Source organism: Paractinoplanes durhamensis (assembly GCF_016862175.1).
GTDB lineage: Bacteria > Actinomycetota > Actinomycetes > Mycobacteriales > Micromonosporaceae > Actinoplanes > Actinoplanes durhamensis.
This window is the reverse complement of sequence record NZ_BOML01000021.1, coordinates 311,048-326,757: the sequence shown is the minus strand read 5'-3', so window position 1 is coordinate 326,757 and position 15,710 is coordinate 311,048. Positions and strand designations below refer to the sequence as shown.

At 71.6% G+C, this 15,710-nt stretch carries 13 protein-coding genes; 4 read left to right on the top strand and 9 right to left on the bottom strand.

Annotated elements, in window-relative coordinates:
* Nucleotides 1–57: 57 nt before the first annotated feature.
* Genes Adu01nite_RS13465 through idi form a run of 3 tightly spaced genes read right to left on the bottom strand, consistent with a single transcriptional unit; the run spans nt 58 to nt 2,404 of the window.
* Nucleotides 58–1,365 carry a cytochrome P450 gene (locus Adu01nite_RS13465; protein ID WP_203726961.1) on the bottom strand — a complete coding sequence of 436 codons (1,308 nt, stop codon included), beginning with the start codon at nt 1,363–1,365 and terminating at the stop codon, nt 58–60.
* Nucleotides 1,366–1,388: 23 nt separating this feature from the next.
* Nucleotides 1,389–1,835 carry a hypothetical protein gene (locus tag Adu01nite_RS13460; RefSeq protein WP_203726960.1) on the bottom strand — a complete coding sequence of 149 codons (447 nt, stop codon included), beginning with the start codon at nt 1,833–1,835 and terminating at the stop codon, nt 1,389–1,391.
* Nucleotides 1,832–2,404: an isopentenyl-diphosphate Delta-isomerase gene (gene idi, locus Adu01nite_RS13455; RefSeq protein ID WP_203726959.1), complete on the bottom strand. Its 573-nt coding sequence runs from the start codon at nt 2,402–2,404 to the stop codon at nt 1,832–1,834. Before idi ends, Adu01nite_RS13460 begins: the two co-directional genes overlap by 4 nt.
* Nucleotides 2,405–2,575: 171 nt before the next feature.
* On the opposite strand from idi, the gene Adu01nite_RS13450 reads away from it, so the two are divergent.
* On the top strand, nt 2,576–3,643 hold the full coding sequence (locus tag Adu01nite_RS13450; protein WP_239132370.1) for a hypothetical protein: 1,068 nt from the start codon (nt 2,576–2,578) through the stop codon (nt 3,641–3,643).
* A gap of 16 nt (nt 3,644–3,659) precedes the next feature.
* Complete coding sequence (locus Adu01nite_RS13445) at nt 3,660–5,030, top strand: tryptophanase (RefSeq protein ID WP_203726958.1); 1,371 nt, start codon at nt 3,660–3,662, stop codon at nt 5,028–5,030.
* On the opposite strand, the gene Adu01nite_RS13440 is transcribed toward Adu01nite_RS13445, so the two are convergent.
* From Adu01nite_RS13440 to Adu01nite_RS13425, 4 genes are all read right to left on the bottom strand, one after another.
* Complete coding sequence (locus Adu01nite_RS13440; protein ID WP_239132369.1) at nt 5,008–5,568, bottom strand: GTP-binding protein; 561 nt, start codon at nt 5,566–5,568, stop codon at nt 5,008–5,010. The two genes, Adu01nite_RS13445 and Adu01nite_RS13440, sit on opposite strands and share 23 nt — an antisense overlap.
* 180 nt (nt 5,569–5,748) lie before the next feature.
* Nucleotides 5,749–6,114: a DUF742 domain-containing protein gene (locus tag Adu01nite_RS13435; protein ID WP_203726955.1), complete on the bottom strand. Its 366-nt coding sequence runs from the start codon at nt 6,112–6,114 to the stop codon at nt 5,749–5,751.
* Entirely contained in the window at nt 6,111–6,512 is a 402-nt protein-coding gene (locus Adu01nite_RS13430; protein ID WP_203726954.1) for a roadblock/LC7 domain-containing protein, read from the bottom strand. The genes Adu01nite_RS13435 and Adu01nite_RS13430 overlap by 4 nt, the downstream gene beginning before the upstream one ends.
* Nucleotides 6,509–8,848, bottom strand: a complete 2,340-nt coding sequence (locus tag Adu01nite_RS13425) for a sensor histidine kinase (protein ID WP_239132368.1) — start codon at nt 8,846–8,848, stop codon at nt 6,509–6,511. Before Adu01nite_RS13425 ends, Adu01nite_RS13430 begins: the two co-directional genes overlap by 4 nt.
* Before the next feature lie 323 nt (nt 8,849–9,171).
* Here Adu01nite_RS13425 and Adu01nite_RS13420 point away from each other — a divergent pair, with 323 nt between their 5' ends.
* Complete coding sequence (locus Adu01nite_RS13420; RefSeq protein WP_203726953.1) at nt 9,172–9,996, top strand: RNA polymerase sigma factor SigF; 825 nt, start codon at nt 9,172–9,174, stop codon at nt 9,994–9,996.
* Between the two features lie 55 nt (nt 9,997–10,051).
* On the opposite strand, the gene Adu01nite_RS13415 is transcribed toward Adu01nite_RS13420, so the two are convergent.
* Together Adu01nite_RS13415 and Adu01nite_RS13410 are read right to left on the bottom strand one after the other, a co-directional pair.
* Nucleotides 10,052–10,966, bottom strand: a complete 915-nt coding sequence (locus tag Adu01nite_RS13415) for a glycosyltransferase family 2 protein (RefSeq protein WP_203726952.1) — start codon at nt 10,964–10,966, stop codon at nt 10,052–10,054.
* A gap of 165 nt (nt 10,967–11,131) precedes the next feature.
* Nucleotides 11,132–12,676, bottom strand: coding sequence for an alpha/beta hydrolase (locus tag Adu01nite_RS13410; RefSeq protein ID WP_203726950.1), 1,545 nt, complete (start codon nt 12,674–12,676; stop codon nt 11,132–11,134).
* Nucleotides 12,677–12,794: 118 nt separating this feature from the next.
* On the opposite strand from Adu01nite_RS13410, the gene Adu01nite_RS13405 reads away from it, so the two are divergent.
* On the top strand, nt 12,795–15,611 hold the full coding sequence (locus Adu01nite_RS13405; RefSeq protein ID WP_239132367.1) for a M36 family metallopeptidase: 2,817 nt from the start codon (nt 12,795–12,797) through the stop codon (nt 15,609–15,611).
* Nucleotides 15,612–15,710 lie beyond the last annotated feature (99 nt).

Genomic DNA, 15,710 nt, shown 5'->3' with positions numbered 1-15,710 from the left:
GGATCGCCGAAGGATGTGGCGGAGCCTGGGCGGAAATATGACGGATCCGTGACGGTCTCAGATCTTCGGCCGCCCGGCGACCGTCACGGCGAACCGTCTTCCCGGGTTGGGGCCGGGGGTCGCGGTGATCCGAAGCGGACGGTCCGGCGCGGTCACGGTCAGCCGGCGCACCATCATCGCCACCGTCGCGACCGCGAGGACCTCGGTCATCCCGGCGCCGAGGCAGGTGTGGCTGCCGACCGAGAACGGCGCGTAGACCGAGGCCCGCCGCCCGGCCGCGAAGTCCCGGTCGATGTCGAAGAGCTCCGGCTCCGGGAAGTGCTCGGCGAGCTGATGCGGCACCGAGGTGGCGACCAGCACCCGCTTCCCGCGTTCGATCCGAAAACCTTCGAAATCAAAATCTTCCAGCACCGTACGGGCGGAGCCGGGCGCCGGTGGATAGACCCGAAGCGTCTCCAGCACCAGCCCGTGCAGCGCCGGGAGGCCGCGCAGCCGCTCGAAGTCGAGCCGGTCCCCGTCGTAGGCGGCGTCCACCTCGGCGAGCACCCGCGCCCGCACGTCCGGGTGCCGGGCCAGCGCGTACATCATGAAGCTGTAGAGATACGCGACCGTGTTGATGCCGGCGAAGTAGCCCTGGAGCGCCATCCCCGCCCGTACCTCAAGGGGATAGGGGTTGCCGTTCTCGTCCTTCGCCTCGTTGGCCCGGTCGAGCAGGTCGGCCGGACCGCCGGTCGGATGCGCCGCGCGCTCCGCCAGACAGGACCGGGCGAACGCGAGGATCTCGGCGCGGGCGCGACGGTAGGCCGGCAGCTTCAGCGCCGCCGCCGGCCACTTGCCGGCGATGGTGACGTCGAGGACCAGCTCGAACGCCGACCGCAGGGTCGCGAAGCGGGCCGCGGAATTCGCCCCGGTGAAGGCGACCGACAGCTGGGCGGCGGCCAGCCGCTGACACCGGTCGACCACCGGCAGCGCACGCTGCCCCCGCCATTGCGCCAGCTCCCGCTCGGTCGCCGCGGTCACGTCGTCCCAGCGGGCGGCGAGCAGGTCCCGGGACAGGCCGGTGGCCAGCACCTTACGAAGGTGCCGATGCGGCCGGCCGCGCAGCACGTGCACCCGCATCCCGAACTCGCTGTTCAGCCCGCCGAAGCTCACCTCGCTGGAGAACACCTCGTCGCCGCGCTCCAGCAGGAAGCGGTTGGCGCGCTCGCCGGCCATGATGACGAACGCCTGGTTGAGCGCCCGGACCCGATAGACCGGGCCCATCTGCCGGTAGGTGTCGACCAGGAACTGCTGGACGTCACCCATCATCCGCAGGGCGTTGCCCAGCACGGGCAGGCCGGGCGCCAGCGGCGGGCTCGGATTCATCGCTCCATCTTGGACCGTGGTGGTCAGCTCAGCCAGGACAGCGCGTCGAACTGTGCCCGAACATCCGCGGGCAGGCCCGGCGCGACCCGGTCGCGGGCGTCCGGCCGCTCGTCCGGGCCGCGGCCGATCACGTCCATCCCGGCCGGGGTGACCAGGGACCGCTCGAAGGTGAGCACGATGAGGTCCCGCTCGTCGCTGACGTGCGCCACCCGCCACCGGCTGGTCAGCACGCCGAGGACGCCGCTCCCCCGCCAGGTGAACACGCCGGTCCCGGCGTCGAACCGATCGATGCCGGTAATTGTTTTCGTCGCGCCTGACCGCGTTTGATAGCCGACCACGTCACGCAGCGTGAGCGGCGCATCCGACAGCAGCTCGTAGGTGAAGATCGGTCGCAGTCGCCGGCCGGACAGCCACATCGGGAACGTGGTGGCCAGCACCCGCCACCGGCCAGGCAGCAGGTCCGCCGTCACAGGCCGGCCGCCGGCGGCAGGGCGGCGGCGTCCCCGGCCGGCCAGTCCCGCGGGGCCGGGCCGAGGGCGGTCAGCGCGACCGCCTGCAGGCGGCACCACGGCGAGTAGGCCGGGTCGTCGGCCAGCACGCCGGACAGGAAACCATCCCAGGGAACCCACCGGACGGCGCCGACCTCGGCCGGGTTGAGCCGCGGCGGGACGGACGCGGTGGCGTAGAAGACCGGGCACATCTCGTTCTCCACCACCCCGTCCAGCTCGGCCCGGTAGCGGAAGCCGGGCAGCACCAGGCGGATCTCGTCGAGCGCCAGGCCCAGCTCGAACTCGGCCCGGCGGGCCACCGCGGCGCGCATCGACTCGCCCTCCTGCGGGTGCCCGCAGACGCTGTTGGTCCAGATGCCCGGCCAGGTCTGCTTGCCGGCGGCCCGCTGGGTCAGCAGGAAGCGGCCGGCCGAGTCGAAGACGTAGCAGGAAAAGGCGAGATGGAGCGGGGTGTCGGCGGTATGCACGGTGCGTTTGTCGTGGCGCCCCCGGGCACGGCCGGACTCGTCGAGCAGGACTACATGTTCCATGGTTGTCCGTTTCCGCAGCTTCGGGCACCACGAAACGTAATCCGCATCGGTCGCTCGATGCATTGTGATCCATCTCTCACTCGACTAAGAGTGATCGTCCACTCACGATAGGTGAGTCCCATGTGATCCACACCTGGCAGCGGTCCCCCCGCCGCGGAACAGGAAAACTTCATGCGCGACTTCTCGGTTCTGGAGCATCTGGCCGGGCAGCTGAATCCACTGTGCCGGGTCCTCGAGATGGACCCGGCCACTCCCTTGGACCTTCTGGCCGGAGTGCTCGGGCCGCACGGCGCCCGCTCGCTCGCCGACCCACCGGCCTGGCCTTCCGATATCGCCGACGACCACTCACCGATCGAGTTCTCGGTCGCCTTCAACGACCACGAGCCACCGGCCCTGCGCCTGCTCGCCGAGGTGCCGGGCGGCGCTCAGGCCGGGTACGACTTCCTGGCCGGCGCGGCCGGCCGGTACGGCCTCGCCATCGCACGCCTCGACGCGGTCCGCGACCTGTTCACCGCCGACGTGCCGCCGGGCAGCTTCGCGCTGTGGTGCTCGCTGGTGTTCCGGTCCGGCCGCCGACCCGAGTTCAAGGTCTACCTCAACCCCGAGGTGGCCGGCGTCGACCGGGCCCCGGAGCTGGTCGCCGAGGCGCTCGGCCGGCTCGGGCTGGGCGACTCCTACCGGACCATGCTGGCCCGCTCGATCCGCCCCGGCGAGCTCGGCCGGCGCGACCGGCTGTCGTTCTTCGCCCTCGACCTGCACGACGGCCCGCAGGCCCGGGTGAAGCTGTACCTCAGCCATCACGACGCGGACGCCGCCGACGCCGCCCGGGCCGCCGCCGTGGTGCCGGGCGTCGACCCGGCCGAGGTGACCGCGTTCTGCCTCGCCGCCGGCGGGCCCGGCCGGTTCGACGGACGGCCGCTGGTCGGCAGCTACACCCTGGCCGGCGGCGCCCGGCAGCCGGTCGGCTACAGCATCTACGTCCCGATCCGCGACTACGTCGACGACGACCGGGAGGCCCGCGACCGGGTCGCCGCGGTCCTCGCCCGGTACGGGTTCGGCACCGCGCTGCTGCACCGGTGCGTCGCCGCGGTGTCCCGCCGCCCGCTCGCCGCCGGGGTCGGGCTCATCGCGCACGTCTCACTGCGGCTCGGCCCGCCCCGGCCCGGGGTCACCGTCTATCTGTCCGCCGAGGCCTACCAGGTCACCCCACCCCGCTCGGTGTGGGTCCCCGCCGCCTGAACCGTCAGGAGTCACCGTGCCGCTGCCCCCGTACCGGATCAAGGTGGTCGAACCCATCGCGTTCCTCAGCGCCGAGGAACGCGCCGCCGCCCTCGGCGCCGCCGGCTACAACCCGTTCAACCTGCGGGCCGACCAGATCACCGTCGACCTGCTCTCCGACTCGGGCACCGGGGCCACCTCGGCCGCCCAGGAGGGCGCGGCCGCGGTCGGCGACGAGTCGTACGCCGGGGCCCGCTCCTGGTTCCGGTTCCTCGACGAGGTGGCCGCGCTGACCGGCTACCCGCACGTCCTGCCGGTGCACCAGGGCCGGGCCGGCGAGCGCATCCTCTTCGGCACGCTGCTGCGGCCGGGCCAGATCTGCGTGAGCAACACCCACTTCGACACCACCCACGCCAACGTGGAGTTGTCCGGCGCCGAGGCCCGCGACCTGCCCTGTGCCGAGGCCGCCGACCTGGACAGCCGGGAGCCGTTCAAGGGCAACATCGACGTGGCCGCCCTGGCCGCGCTGCTGGCCGGGCCGGACGGCGAACGGGTCGGCCTGGTGCTGATGACGATCACCAACAACGGCCTCGGCGCCCAGCCGGTCTCGATGGCCAACCTGCGGGCGGTGCGCGCGCTCTGCCGCGAGCACGGCGTGCCGTTCTTCCTGGACGCCGCCCGCTTCGCGGAGAACGCCTGGCTGGTCCGCGAGCGCGAACCCGGCTACGCCGGCCGGACGCCGCGGGAGATCGCCCGGGAGGCGTTCGACCTCGCCGACGGCTGCGTGATCAGCCTCAAGAAGGACGGCCTGGCCAGCATCGGCGGGTGCATCGGCCTGCGCGACGACGACCTGCACGCCCGCTGCGAGGCCAACCTGATCGCCACCGAGGGCTTCTCGACGTACGGCGGGCTGGCCGGGCACGATCTGGAGCGGCTCGCGGTCGGGGTGCGCGAGGTGGTCGACCCGGCATACCTCGGGGCCCGGGCGGCCGCGACCGCGAACCTGGCCCGGATGATCACCGACGCGGGCGTGGAGATCGTCCAGCCGGCCGGCATCCATGCGCTCTACCTCAACGCCGGGCGCCTGCTGCCGCACCTGTCCGCCGCCGAGTTCCCCGGGCACTCGCTCGGCTGCCAGCTCTACCTCGACGGCGGGATCCGCTGCGCCGAGCTGGGGTCGCTCTACCTGGGCACGATGGACGAGCAGCACCGGCTGGTCACGCCGGCCCCGTTCGAGCTGGTCCGGCTGGCCATCCCGCGCCGGGTCTACACCCAGGAGCACTTCGAGTACGTGGCGGAGACGCTCGCCGCGATCGCCAAGGACCCGGAGCGGATCACCGGCTACCGGATCGTGTCGACCCCGCCGATCCTGCGGCACTTCAAGGTCAGGCTGGCGCCGTTGCCGTGAGCTTGGCCATCGCGTGCCGGACCAGGGTGATCAGCGCGAGCTTGCTGGACGGCCGGTCGCGCGCGTCGCACCAGACCAGCGGCGTGCGCGGGTCCAGCTCCAGCGCACCGCGGATCTCCTCCTCGGTGTAGGCGCACTCGCCGAAGAACCGGTTGACCGCGGTGACGAACGGAATGCCCCGCCGCTCGAAGTAGTCGACGGCGGGGAAACTGGCATCCAGCCGGCGGGTGTCGACCAGCACGATCGCGCCGACCGCGCCCTGGGCCAGCTCGTCCCACATGAACCAGAACCGGTCCTGCCCGGGCGTGCCGAAGAGGTAGAGCACCACGTCCGGGCTGATCGTGATCCGCCCGAAGTCCAGCGCCACCGTGGTGGTCGACTTGCCCTCCACCCCGGTGAGGTCGTCCACCCCGACGCTGGCCTCGGTCAGGATCTCCTCGGTGGTCAGCGGCGGGATCTCGCTCACCGACGCCACCAGCGTCGTCTTGCCGGTGCCGAAACCGCCGGCCACGACGATCTTGACCGATGTCCGGTCCACGTTCCCTCCCAGGTCCTGTTTCGTAGTCCGGCCAAGCGCGAGGCGAGGTCCAGAGTGTGGCTGGCATCGGCGGCGGAATGTCCGCATACCGGTGTTGTATTCGGGCATTCCGCCGCCGCTGTCAGGCGCGCTCTGGGCCTCTCCGTAGCCCTGGCCGGGCTACGAAACAGGACCTGAGTCCTACAGCCGTTCCAGACCGGCGAGCACCGAATCGAGCAGGTGCAGGTCGAAGATCTTCTGCTGGGCCGGGATGCCGACCCTCAGGTAGCCCTGCTCGACCAGCACGTCGACCATCACCTTGGTGATGGCCAGCGGGAGGTGCAGGTAGGCGCCGATCTCGGCCACCGAGATCCAGCTCGCGCAGCGGTGCACGATCTCGACGTACTCCGGCTCGAGCCGGCGGGTGTCCACCGGCAGAGCGACCACCTGGGTGGCCAGGTCGAGGGTGGAGTCCCGCGGGGCAGTGCGGCCGTTGACCAGGACGTACAACGGGACGAACCGGCCCGCGGCCGATTCGTCGTCGCCGTCCCAGGTCTCCAACGTCACGAGCTGCCGCCCCGGGCGCCGGTGCCCAGATAGTCACCGATCCTGGTGACGAGCCGGCTCACCTCGTACGCCACCAGGCCCATGTCGACGTCGCCCTCGCACAGCACGGCCAGGCGCGCGTTCTGCCCGGCGGCCGCGATGAAGAGGGTGCGGCCGCTGTACTCGATGACGACCTGATGGACCGGGCCGCTCTCGAACCGGCGCCCGGTACCGGCTGCCACGCTGTACATCGAGGAGGCGCCGGCAGCGAGGATCTCGGCCAGGTCCTGCGACATGAACGTCGACTTCTGGATGATCAGCCCGTCGGTGGAGAGGACCACGACGGAGACGACATGCGGAACCTCGACCAGGTCGTCCAGCATCCAGGGCAGGTCGGTCGGGGTGGTCGGATTGGTCACGCGTTTCCGCCTTGCTCAGCGTTGTTGATGGTGTCGTCACGGTCCGCCGCCGCACCCTCGGCCCATCCCCGTTGGTAGCTGGCGAACCGATTACGGGCCTCGTCCGGCGACCGGACCGGGCCGGCCGGCGCCGGGGCTTCGGCCTTCCCGCTCTCCAGCTGCTCCAGCAGGCCGGGCGCGAGGTGCTGCTGCGGACGCCGGTGCGGCAGTGGCGGCCGGCCCGGCGGCGCGGCGGGCTTCTCCTCCGCCTCGGCCTCCAGCACGCCGACCGCGGACCTCCCGGCCTGCGGTGCCGCCGCGGCCGGGCCGGGCGGCGGCAGCTCGGTGGGCTGAGCGGCCGGGACGACCGGCATCGCGCGGGTGTCCGCCGCGCCGTCGTTGTCCCCGCCGACCAGGATCCGCTCCGGCAGCAGCACGATGGCCAGCAGCCCGCCGTACGCCGAGCGCCGCAGGCTGATCTGCACGCCCTCCCGCTTGGCCAGCTCGGCCACCACGTGCAGGCCGATCTGGGCGCCGTCCCGCAACTCGGTCACGTCCGGCGTCGGCGCGGTCGCGAGCAGCGTGTTGGCCGCGTCGACCGCCTCGGCCGACATGCCCACCCCGGCGTCCTCGATCTCCACCGCCACGCCGTGCTGGACCCGGCTCGAGGTGACCCAGACCGTGGTCTCCGGCGGCGAGAACGCCAGCGCGTTGTCCAGCAGCTCGGCCAGCAGGTGGATGACCTCGGCGACCGCGTGCCCGGCCAGGGCCACGTCGTTCGCGCTGCGCAGGGTGATCCGCTGGTAGTTGCGGGCCTCGGCGAACGCGGCCAGCAGCACCCGGCGCAGCGGCACCGGGTTCTGGAAGCGCCGGCCGATCTGCCCACCGGCCAGGATGACCAGGTTTTCCAGGAAGCGCCGGGTCTGGTTGAGCTGGTGGTGGATGTCGAACAGGTGGGTCAGCATCTTCTCGTCGCCGACCTGCACCTGCAGGTCCTCGACCACCTTGAGGCCGCGTTGCAGCGGGCGCTGCGGACGGCGGGCGACGCCCATCAGCATCGCCATGCCGGCCGCGCGGGCCTTGGCCTCGTCGACCGCGGCACCGGCGGCCGCCTGCAGCGACCGGTTGATGACCCGGGCCACCTGGCCGATCTCGTCGGCGCCGTAGTCGGGGGCGGCGAACTCCTCGGCCAGGTCGACCGGCTGGCGGCGGCGCAGCCGCTCCATGACGGCCGGCAGCCGCTGGTCGACCAGCGCGTCGGCGTCGGTGCCGAGCCGGGCCAGCCGGACCGACAGGGCCCGGTCGACCAGGACCCGGGACTGCCGGACCGCCCACAGGATCGCCGCCACCGCGATGGCCAGGGCCAGCACCGAGCCCAGCGATGCGGTGAGCAACTGGTTGTTGCCGGTGCGCAGGGCCTTGGCCGAGACCTGGTCGGCCTGCCGCACGGTCAGGTCGATCAGGTCGCCGGAGACCTCGCCGGTCAGCTGCGACCACCGGTCCACCCCGAGGTTCAGGGCCGGCGGCACCCGCTTGGCCCAGGGGCCGCCGGTGATGATGCCGCTCTCCGCCCGGGTCAGCTGCTTCCAGCCGTCGCTCGCCTCGATCTCGGCGTAGCGTTTCTGCACGTCCGGCTCGAGGTGGCCGACGGAGTTGGCGAGCCCGGCGTGGTAGGCGCCGACCAGCCGGACGAATTCGAGGTAGTTGGCCTGGCTGAGCGGCCCGGCCGCGAGCGCGCCGTCGATCAGCGAGCCGGCCCGGGACATCTGGTCGCTGACCCGGAACACCTCGGTGGCTAGGATGCCGCCCTGGGTCGCGGTCGCGTCCGGCACCACCCGTGCCTGGTTGTCGAACAGCTCGGTGGCGGTGTCCAGCAGTCCGTTGTAGAAGCCGTAGGCGTTCGCACCGCTCATCGACCGCGCGTCGATCGCGCTGCGGGTGGTGGCCACCCGGTCGAGATAGGCGGACAGGTTCGCCCACCGCTTCTTGATCGACTGCGGGGCGAGGCCGAGCGCTCCGTCCGCGGCCTTGCGCAGCGCGACCACCTGATCGTCGGTCTGCCGGCGGCGGTCGAGCAGCGAGTCGAGCCCGCTCGACGGGTGGGCCAGGTAGGCCACGCTCAGCCGGCGTTCCTGCTGCAGCGAGGAGAGTGCGGCCACCGCCGGGATGGAGACCTGGCGCACCGAGTTGGCCACCGCGCGGTTGTAGAAGCCCTGGAAGACCAGGTAGCCGGAGGCGGCGAACCAGATCAGCAGGGCCACCACACTGGGCACCAGGACGAGTCGCACCACCCGCCGGGATATGGACTGCTGCCGCTGATCTCGCTTGGTCGCCGGACCGGCCGATGTGGACGTCAACGTTCATCCAATCCGGATAGAGGTGGATTCGCACACGGCGCCCCGAAGCCGACGGAAAACTCCCGCGCCGGCCCGCCACCGAACGAGCGAGCCAAACCCTAGCGCCGCGCCGGTTCCGGCACCAGATGTGGACCGTCACATAGCGATCGACCGCCGCGTTTCCGCAGGTCAGCGGGTTTCCAAAGTAGATCACAATCCGGTTCGGGTACGCCCATGAATACTGAGCGTGACTCATACTTTCGGCTAGCATTTGCTGGACCGTTCGGTTATGGTCTTGACGCCGAACGGATAACCGGGCTGGCAGGAGCATCGGAGGCCCACCCATGACCACGACACCTGTCGCGACGACCACCCGGTCGACCACCACCGAGCGTGACACGCTGACCAGCGAGCGCGCCGCGGACGTCGCCGGCGACCTGATCAACGCGCTGGCCGCGATGCCGGTCGGTCATCCGTCCCGCCCGGCCCTGCGGGACCGCACCATCGAGGCCTGGCTGCCGATGGCCCGGCACCTCGCCAACCGGTACACCGGGCGCGGCGAGCCCACCGACGACCTGGTCCAGGTCGCCACGATGGGGCTGATCAAGGCGGTCGACCGGTTCGACGCGAGCCGTGGCGTCGACTTCGCCGGCTTCGCGATCCCGACCATCGTCGGCGAGGTCAAGCGGCACTTCCGCGACCGCACCTGGTCGATCCGGGTGCCCCGCCGCCTGCAGGAGCTGCGCCTGCAGATCTCCGAGGCGAACAGCACCCTCACCCACCAGCTGGGCCGGCCGCCGCTGGTCGCCGACATCGCGGTGCACCTCGGCATCACCGAGGAGGACGTGCTCGAAGGCCTGGAGGGCGCCCGCGCCTACAACACCACCTCGCTGAGCACCCCGATCGGCGCCGACGGCAACACCGAGCTCGGCGACACCATCAGCGACAAGGCCGACGACTACGACGCCGTCGACCTGCGGGCGAGCCTGGGCCCGGCGCTGGCCCTGCTCGACGAGCGCGAGCAGAAGATCGTCACGCTGCGCTTCTACGGCAACCTGACCCAGTCGCAGATCGCCGACCAGATCGGCATCTCCCAGATGCACGTCTCCCGGCTGCTCACCAAGGCCCTCACCAAGCTCCGCGGCAAGCTCGACGACAGCCTGATCTGACCCTCCCCGCGCCGGACAAATCCCGCATCGTCACCGCGGCCGCCGGCGTTCCGCACTAGGCCGCGGCCTGCTCCTCGCTGGTCAGCAGGGCGTCCACCTGGCCGTACCACTTGCCGCCCGGGACGGCCAGGACCGGCACGATCTGCGGGCGCGGGGCCTTCGCCTCGGCGCGGCGCTTGGCGGCGCGGCGGTGGAACTCGCTCAGGATCGTGCGCAGCACGCGGGTGCCGTCGCGGAACGTGTTGAGGTTGCTGGTGCCGTGGATGCGCAGGTGCTCGATGCTCGACACCTCCTTCACCCGCATGCCGCTGGACGCGACCCGGATGTTGATCAGGGTTTCGATCTCGAAGCCGTCGCCCCACAGCTTGCGGCCGTCGGCGGGCCGCGGCAGGTCGGTCGCGGGCAGCTCCATCACCGGCACCGCGCGCCGCCAGAACGCGTTGTAGCCGTAGCAGAGGTCGGTGAACCTGGTGCCGAACAGCGTGTTGACGAAGAGGTTGAGGCCCTTGTTGCCGGCCCGGCGCAGCGGGGTGATGTCGTGGCTGTGGCCGCCCTTGCCGAAGCGCGAGCCCTTGGCGAACTCGGCGCCGTCGATCAGCGCCTGGACGAAGCGGGTGATCTCGGCCGGGTCGGTGGAGCCGTCCGCGTCGATCATCACGATGGCGTCGCCGGTGCACGCGGCAAAACCCACGGCCAGAGCATTTCCCTTACCGGTACGGGTCTGCTGCACCACCACGACGTCGGGCCGCAGCTCGCGGGCGACCGCCACGGTGTTGTCGACCGAACCGCCGTCGACCAGGATCACCTCGTGCAGGCCGGCCGGCAGCGCGCCGAACACGTGCGGCAGGTTCATCTCCTCGTTCAGCGTCGGGATGACCACGCTGACCAGGGGTAGCCGGCGCGGCTGACCGGGGAGGGTGCTCCGGCGATCGGGCGTCGCACGAAGGGTCCTGCGGCGGTCCTGAGTCATGGGGGTTCCTCCATCGTCGGTCCCTCCCACGATAGGCAACCCGGACAATTCATGAAATGACCGAAAAGCGGAATTCGACTGGTACGCCCGGTCCGTCGGGAAGCGCAGCCGTCCCACCAGCGCACAACGACCGCAGGGGTCACCCCGCGGCCGCCGTGCGGCCGGTTACGAGACCGCCGGGAACGGCGCCCGATCCTGCGTGCAGTGGGTGCCGACCGGCGGCAGCGCGCCGTCGATCAGATACCTGCTGTACCAGCCGGTGATGCACGCGCTGTAGCGGGTGGTGTGGCCGTACCCGTCCAGCGTCAGCAGCCGGGCATTGCCCAGCTCCCCGGTCATCCGCTCGGCGAAGTCGTAGCGGGTGGCCGGGTCGAACGTCGGGTTGACCACCAGCACCGTCTTCGCCGTCCGGGCGTTCCACGGCCCGTGGTAGCGCTCGGTGATCCGCGGCCAGTTGGCGCAGGCCACCTCGCCGAACGCTTCAGCCCGCCCGAACGTCGGGCTGGCCCGCTCGAAGTCGGCGGCGATCCGCGGGTAGGCGCCCGGGTCCCGCGGCACCCGGGTGTCCGCGCAGTTCACCGCGAGGAACGAGTCGTTGCCGTTGAACGCGTAGTCGTCCGCCGACCACCCCGGGCCGGGCTGCGCCTTCGGGAACGGACGGGCGGCGAGGGCGGCCGGTGCGGTGCCGCCGCCGACGATCCCGTCGTACGCGACCTGCAGCGTGACCGCGGCGCTCGGCCAGGACGCGATGTTGTACATCGTGCCGGAGATGAAGTCGGTCAGGTCGTCGATGGTCACCGTGCCGCCGAGGTCGGGCACGTCGACCGGCCCTTGCCGGAGCCGGTCACGGAGGGCGTCGAACTTGGTGCGGGCGCCCCCGGCGAACGCGCAGCTCGCGACGCCGGCCTTGTCGCACTCGGCCAGGAAGCCGCCGAGCACGATCTCGAAGCCGCCGGCCCGCTCGAACTTGTTGTCCATCCGGTGGTTGGTGCGCTGGTCCGGGTCGACGTTGCCGTCGATGATCACGGCCCGGACGTTGCCCGGGAACAGGTTGGCGTAGGTGGCGCCGATCAGCGTGCCGTACGAGTAGCCGATGTAGTTGAGCTGGCGATCACCCACCGCCGCCCGCAGCTGGTCGAGATCCTTGGCGACGTTCAGCGTGCTCATGTGCTCCAACAGCGGCCCGGCGTTACGGGCGCAGCCATCGGCGTACGCAAGATTGGCCTGGATCGTGCTGTTGATCTCGGGTTTGGACAGCGGCACGATCTTCATCCGGGCGAAGAGCGCCGCGGCCTCCGCATCGGTCGGGAAGCATTGGACCGGATCGCTGGCGCCGATCCCCCGCGGATCGAAGCCGACGAGGTCGAAACGCGCGAGCACATCAGGGGCGACGATCCGAGGGGCCGCGGTGACCATGCCGCGACCGGCACCGCCCGGGCCGCCGGGGTTCAGGAAGATGGTGCCGATCTTGTGGGCGGGGTCGTCGGCCGGCCGGCGGGCCAGCGCGATCGTGGTGGTGGCGCCGCGCGGTTTGTCGTAGTCGAGCGGCACTTCACGGGTGGCACAGTCGAAACCGGCCAGCGCTGCCTCGGTGCAGGCGGCCCATTGCAGGCCGGCGGTCGCGGCAGCCGGGGCAACCGCCACACCCAGCGCCAGCAGGACACCGGCCGGAACGGCAAGAGCCCGGCGGAGCGGTCGGGCAAGGGTCATGTCACGTCCTTCCATTCAGGAGGGTCGAAGCCAGGAACCAGCCGCCATCGTGGCACGTATCGAAATTGATCGTGATCCCGCTGTTGATAGCGGTCGATGGCTTTGCCAGGCTGGCGCGGTGACGACCGACCTCAGACGTACGCTTCTCGCCGCCACCGCGGTCCTGGCCATCGGATTCGTTCCGGCCGTGACCGTCGCGGGCTCGGCGACGGCGGCACCCCACCCCACTCCCGCGCCGGGCAAGACCCCTGTCCCGGCCGACTACGACGCGCGGCACGACCCGGCGACCGCCGGGCTGCTCGACGCCACGGCGACCCTGCTCGCGGCCAAGCCGCCGGCCGCGGTCAGCAGCATGCGGGCCGCGCTCGGCCTGCAGGGCATCGTCGACATGGACGCGCTGACCGGCACCCCCCGGCAGGTGGCCAAGCTGGACGGCTTCCTCACCGGGCCGTCCCGGAAGCCGGCCGTGCGGATCGCCCGCGACTACCTCACGGCGCACGCCGACCTGTTCGGGGTCGACCCGGCCACGCTCAAGCTCGGCCGTGACTATGTGGACATCGAGGGCACCCACCACCTGAGCTTCCGGCAGCAGGTCGGCGACGTGCCGGTGTTCGGCAACGGCATCCGGGCCGACGTCGCCAGGAACGGCGCGCTGATCCAGGTGACCGGTTCGCCGGTGCGGCAGGTGCCGGCCGGGCTGGCCGGCGCGAAGCTGACCGGCAGCCAGGCCCTGGACACCGCCCGCCGGGACGCCCGGGAGACCCGGTCGACGCCGAGCGACACGGCGCACCTGGTGGCCTTCCCGACCAGCGGCGGGCTGCGGCTGGGCTATCAGACGCTCACCATGCAGTCGGGTTACCTGCACGTCGTCGACGCGGCGAGCGGCCGGATCCTCTACCGGCAGAGCCTCACCGACCACGACACCGGGCCGGACGCGCTGGTCTGGGACAACTACCCGGGCGCGCCGGCCGGCGGCAAGCAGCGGCGGGTCTCCCTGGGCAGCTGGATCTCGCCGTCGGCGACGACGCTGACCGGCAACTCGTCGCACGTGTTCTCGGACGTGAACGACAACGACGTCGCCGACGCCGGCGAAGAGGTCGGGCCGAGTTCGCCCGGTCACTTCACCTACCCGTTCAAGGAGTTCACCGGGCCGCTGTGCTCGGCGCAGTTCCGGTGCACGTGGGACCCGGCGGTGGCGTACTCGTGGCAGGCGAACCGGGCGATGGACGGTGCCCAGCTGCTCTACTTCACCTCGGTCTTCCACGACCACCTGCTGGCCGCGCCGATCGGGTTCACCCGGGCGGCCGGCAACTTCGAGACCCGCGACGGCGACCAGGTCGAGGTCAACGACCTGGACGGGGCGGACACCGACAACGGCTTCCCGGACGGCGCGCACGTCGACAACGCCAACATGGCGACCCCGCCGGACGGCACCCCGCCGACCATGCAGATGTACCTGCAGCCGGCCGCGAACACCACCCCGGACGAGGACCCGTACGTGCCGTCCGACACCGGCAACGAGGCGTCCTCGGTCTACCACGAGTACACCCACGGCCTGTCCAACCGGCTCGTCGTCGACGCGGCCGGCGTCTCCACCCTCAACGGGCCGCAGTCCGGCGCCATGGGTGAGGCCTGGAGCGACTGGTACGCCTACGACTACCTGCAGAAGGAAGGCCTGGAGAAGGACACCGCCAAGCCGGGCGAGCTGGTCGTCTTCGAGTACACGACGGCCGGGGCGAACACGATCCGCACCGAGCCGCTGGACTGCACGGTCGGCGCTCCGGCGACCGTCTGCCCGGGCACCGCGACCGCCGGGACCGGCGGATACACATACGGCGACTTCGGCAAGATCTCCCGGCGCGGCGCCGAGGTGCACGCGGACGGCGAGATCTGGGCGCAGACGCTGTGGGACCTGCGCACCGCGCTCGGCTACCGGCTGTCCGAGTCGCTGGTCACCCGGGCGATGGAGCTCTCCCCCGCCGACCCGTCGTACCTCGACATGCGCAACGCGATCCTGATCGCCGACCGCGTGGTGGCCGGCGGCAAGCACCAGGGCAGCATCTGGAAGGTCTTCGCCAAGCGCGGCATGGGCTTCTTCGCCGCCACGGTCGACGGCTCGGACACCGAGCCGATCGAGGACTTCGCGCTGCCGCCCGCGGCCGGCTCGCCCAAGAGCTCGATCGCCGGCGTGGTCACCGACCGGGACACCGGGCTTCCGGCGGCCGGGGTCGCGGTCACCTTCGGCGGGCACAGCTCCGGGTTCGCCGGTTCCTACGCCGCGGTCACCGACGCAGCCGGCAACTACCAGATCAAGAACGTCTTCCTGGGTACGTATCCCAAGGTGGCCGCCAGCGGCAACGGGTACGAACGACAGGTCCGGACGGTCACCGTGACCAAGCAGCCGGGCACGGTCGACTGGGCGGTCCGCCGGGACTGGGCCGCCTCCCAGGGCGGTGCGCAGCTGGTCGACTTCAGCGGTGACGACTACACCGCGTACGGCTGCGGCCCGGGCCAGGCGATCGACATGTCGCCGGGCAGCGGCTGGAGCACCGACGCGGTGCTGACCGAGGGCACGGCGATCGAGCCGCGGTTCATCACCGTCCAGCTGCCGGCCGCGATCGACCTGACCTCGGTCGAGATCAACCCGACCGGCAACTGCGGTGACGACGCGAGCGCGTCGACCGGCGACTACCGGGTGGAGACGTCGCCGGACGGCACCGCCTGGACGGTGGCCGCGAGCGGGCACTTCGGCCCGGCCGACCGGGACCGGGCCACCGCGGTGCCGCTGTCGGCCGGCACCACCGGCGTGCGGTTAGTGCGCTACACGATGCTCGGCACCCAGGTCGCCGACGAGGGCGGCAGCTGCCCGAGCGACCTGAGCGGCTGCTCGTACGTCGACACCGTCGAGGTCGGCGTCTACGGCGCCGGCGGATAGTGGAATCGGCCCCGCCGCGGCGGAGCGGCGGGGCCGGTCCGGCAAAACGTCCGACCATACGTCTGTTCAGGTCCGGACCGGCGCGGTCGAAAAAGACGC

Coding starts and splice junctions, on each gene's coding strand:
- Adu01nite_RS13420 (WP_203726953.1), top strand. CDS start 9,172: ATGACCACGACACCTGTCGCGACGACCACCCGGTCGACCACCACCGAG.
- Adu01nite_RS13465 (WP_203726961.1), bottom strand. CDS start 1,365: ATGAATCCGAGCCCGCCGCTGGCGCCCGGCCTGCCCGTGCTGGGCAAC.
- Adu01nite_RS13450 (WP_239132370.1), top strand. CDS start 2,576: ATGCGCGACTTCTCGGTTCTGGAGCATCTGGCCGGGCAGCTGAATCCA.
- idi (WP_203726959.1), bottom strand. CDS start 2,404: ATGGAACATGTAGTCCTGCTCGACGAGTCCGGCCGTGCCCGGGGGCGC.
- Adu01nite_RS13415 (WP_203726952.1), bottom strand. CDS start 10,966: ATGACTCAGGACCGCCGCAGGACCCTTCGTGCGACGCCCGATCGCCGG.
- Adu01nite_RS13410 (WP_203726950.1), bottom strand. CDS start 12,676: ATGACCCTTGCCCGACCGCTCCGCCGGGCTCTTGCCGTTCCGGCCGGT.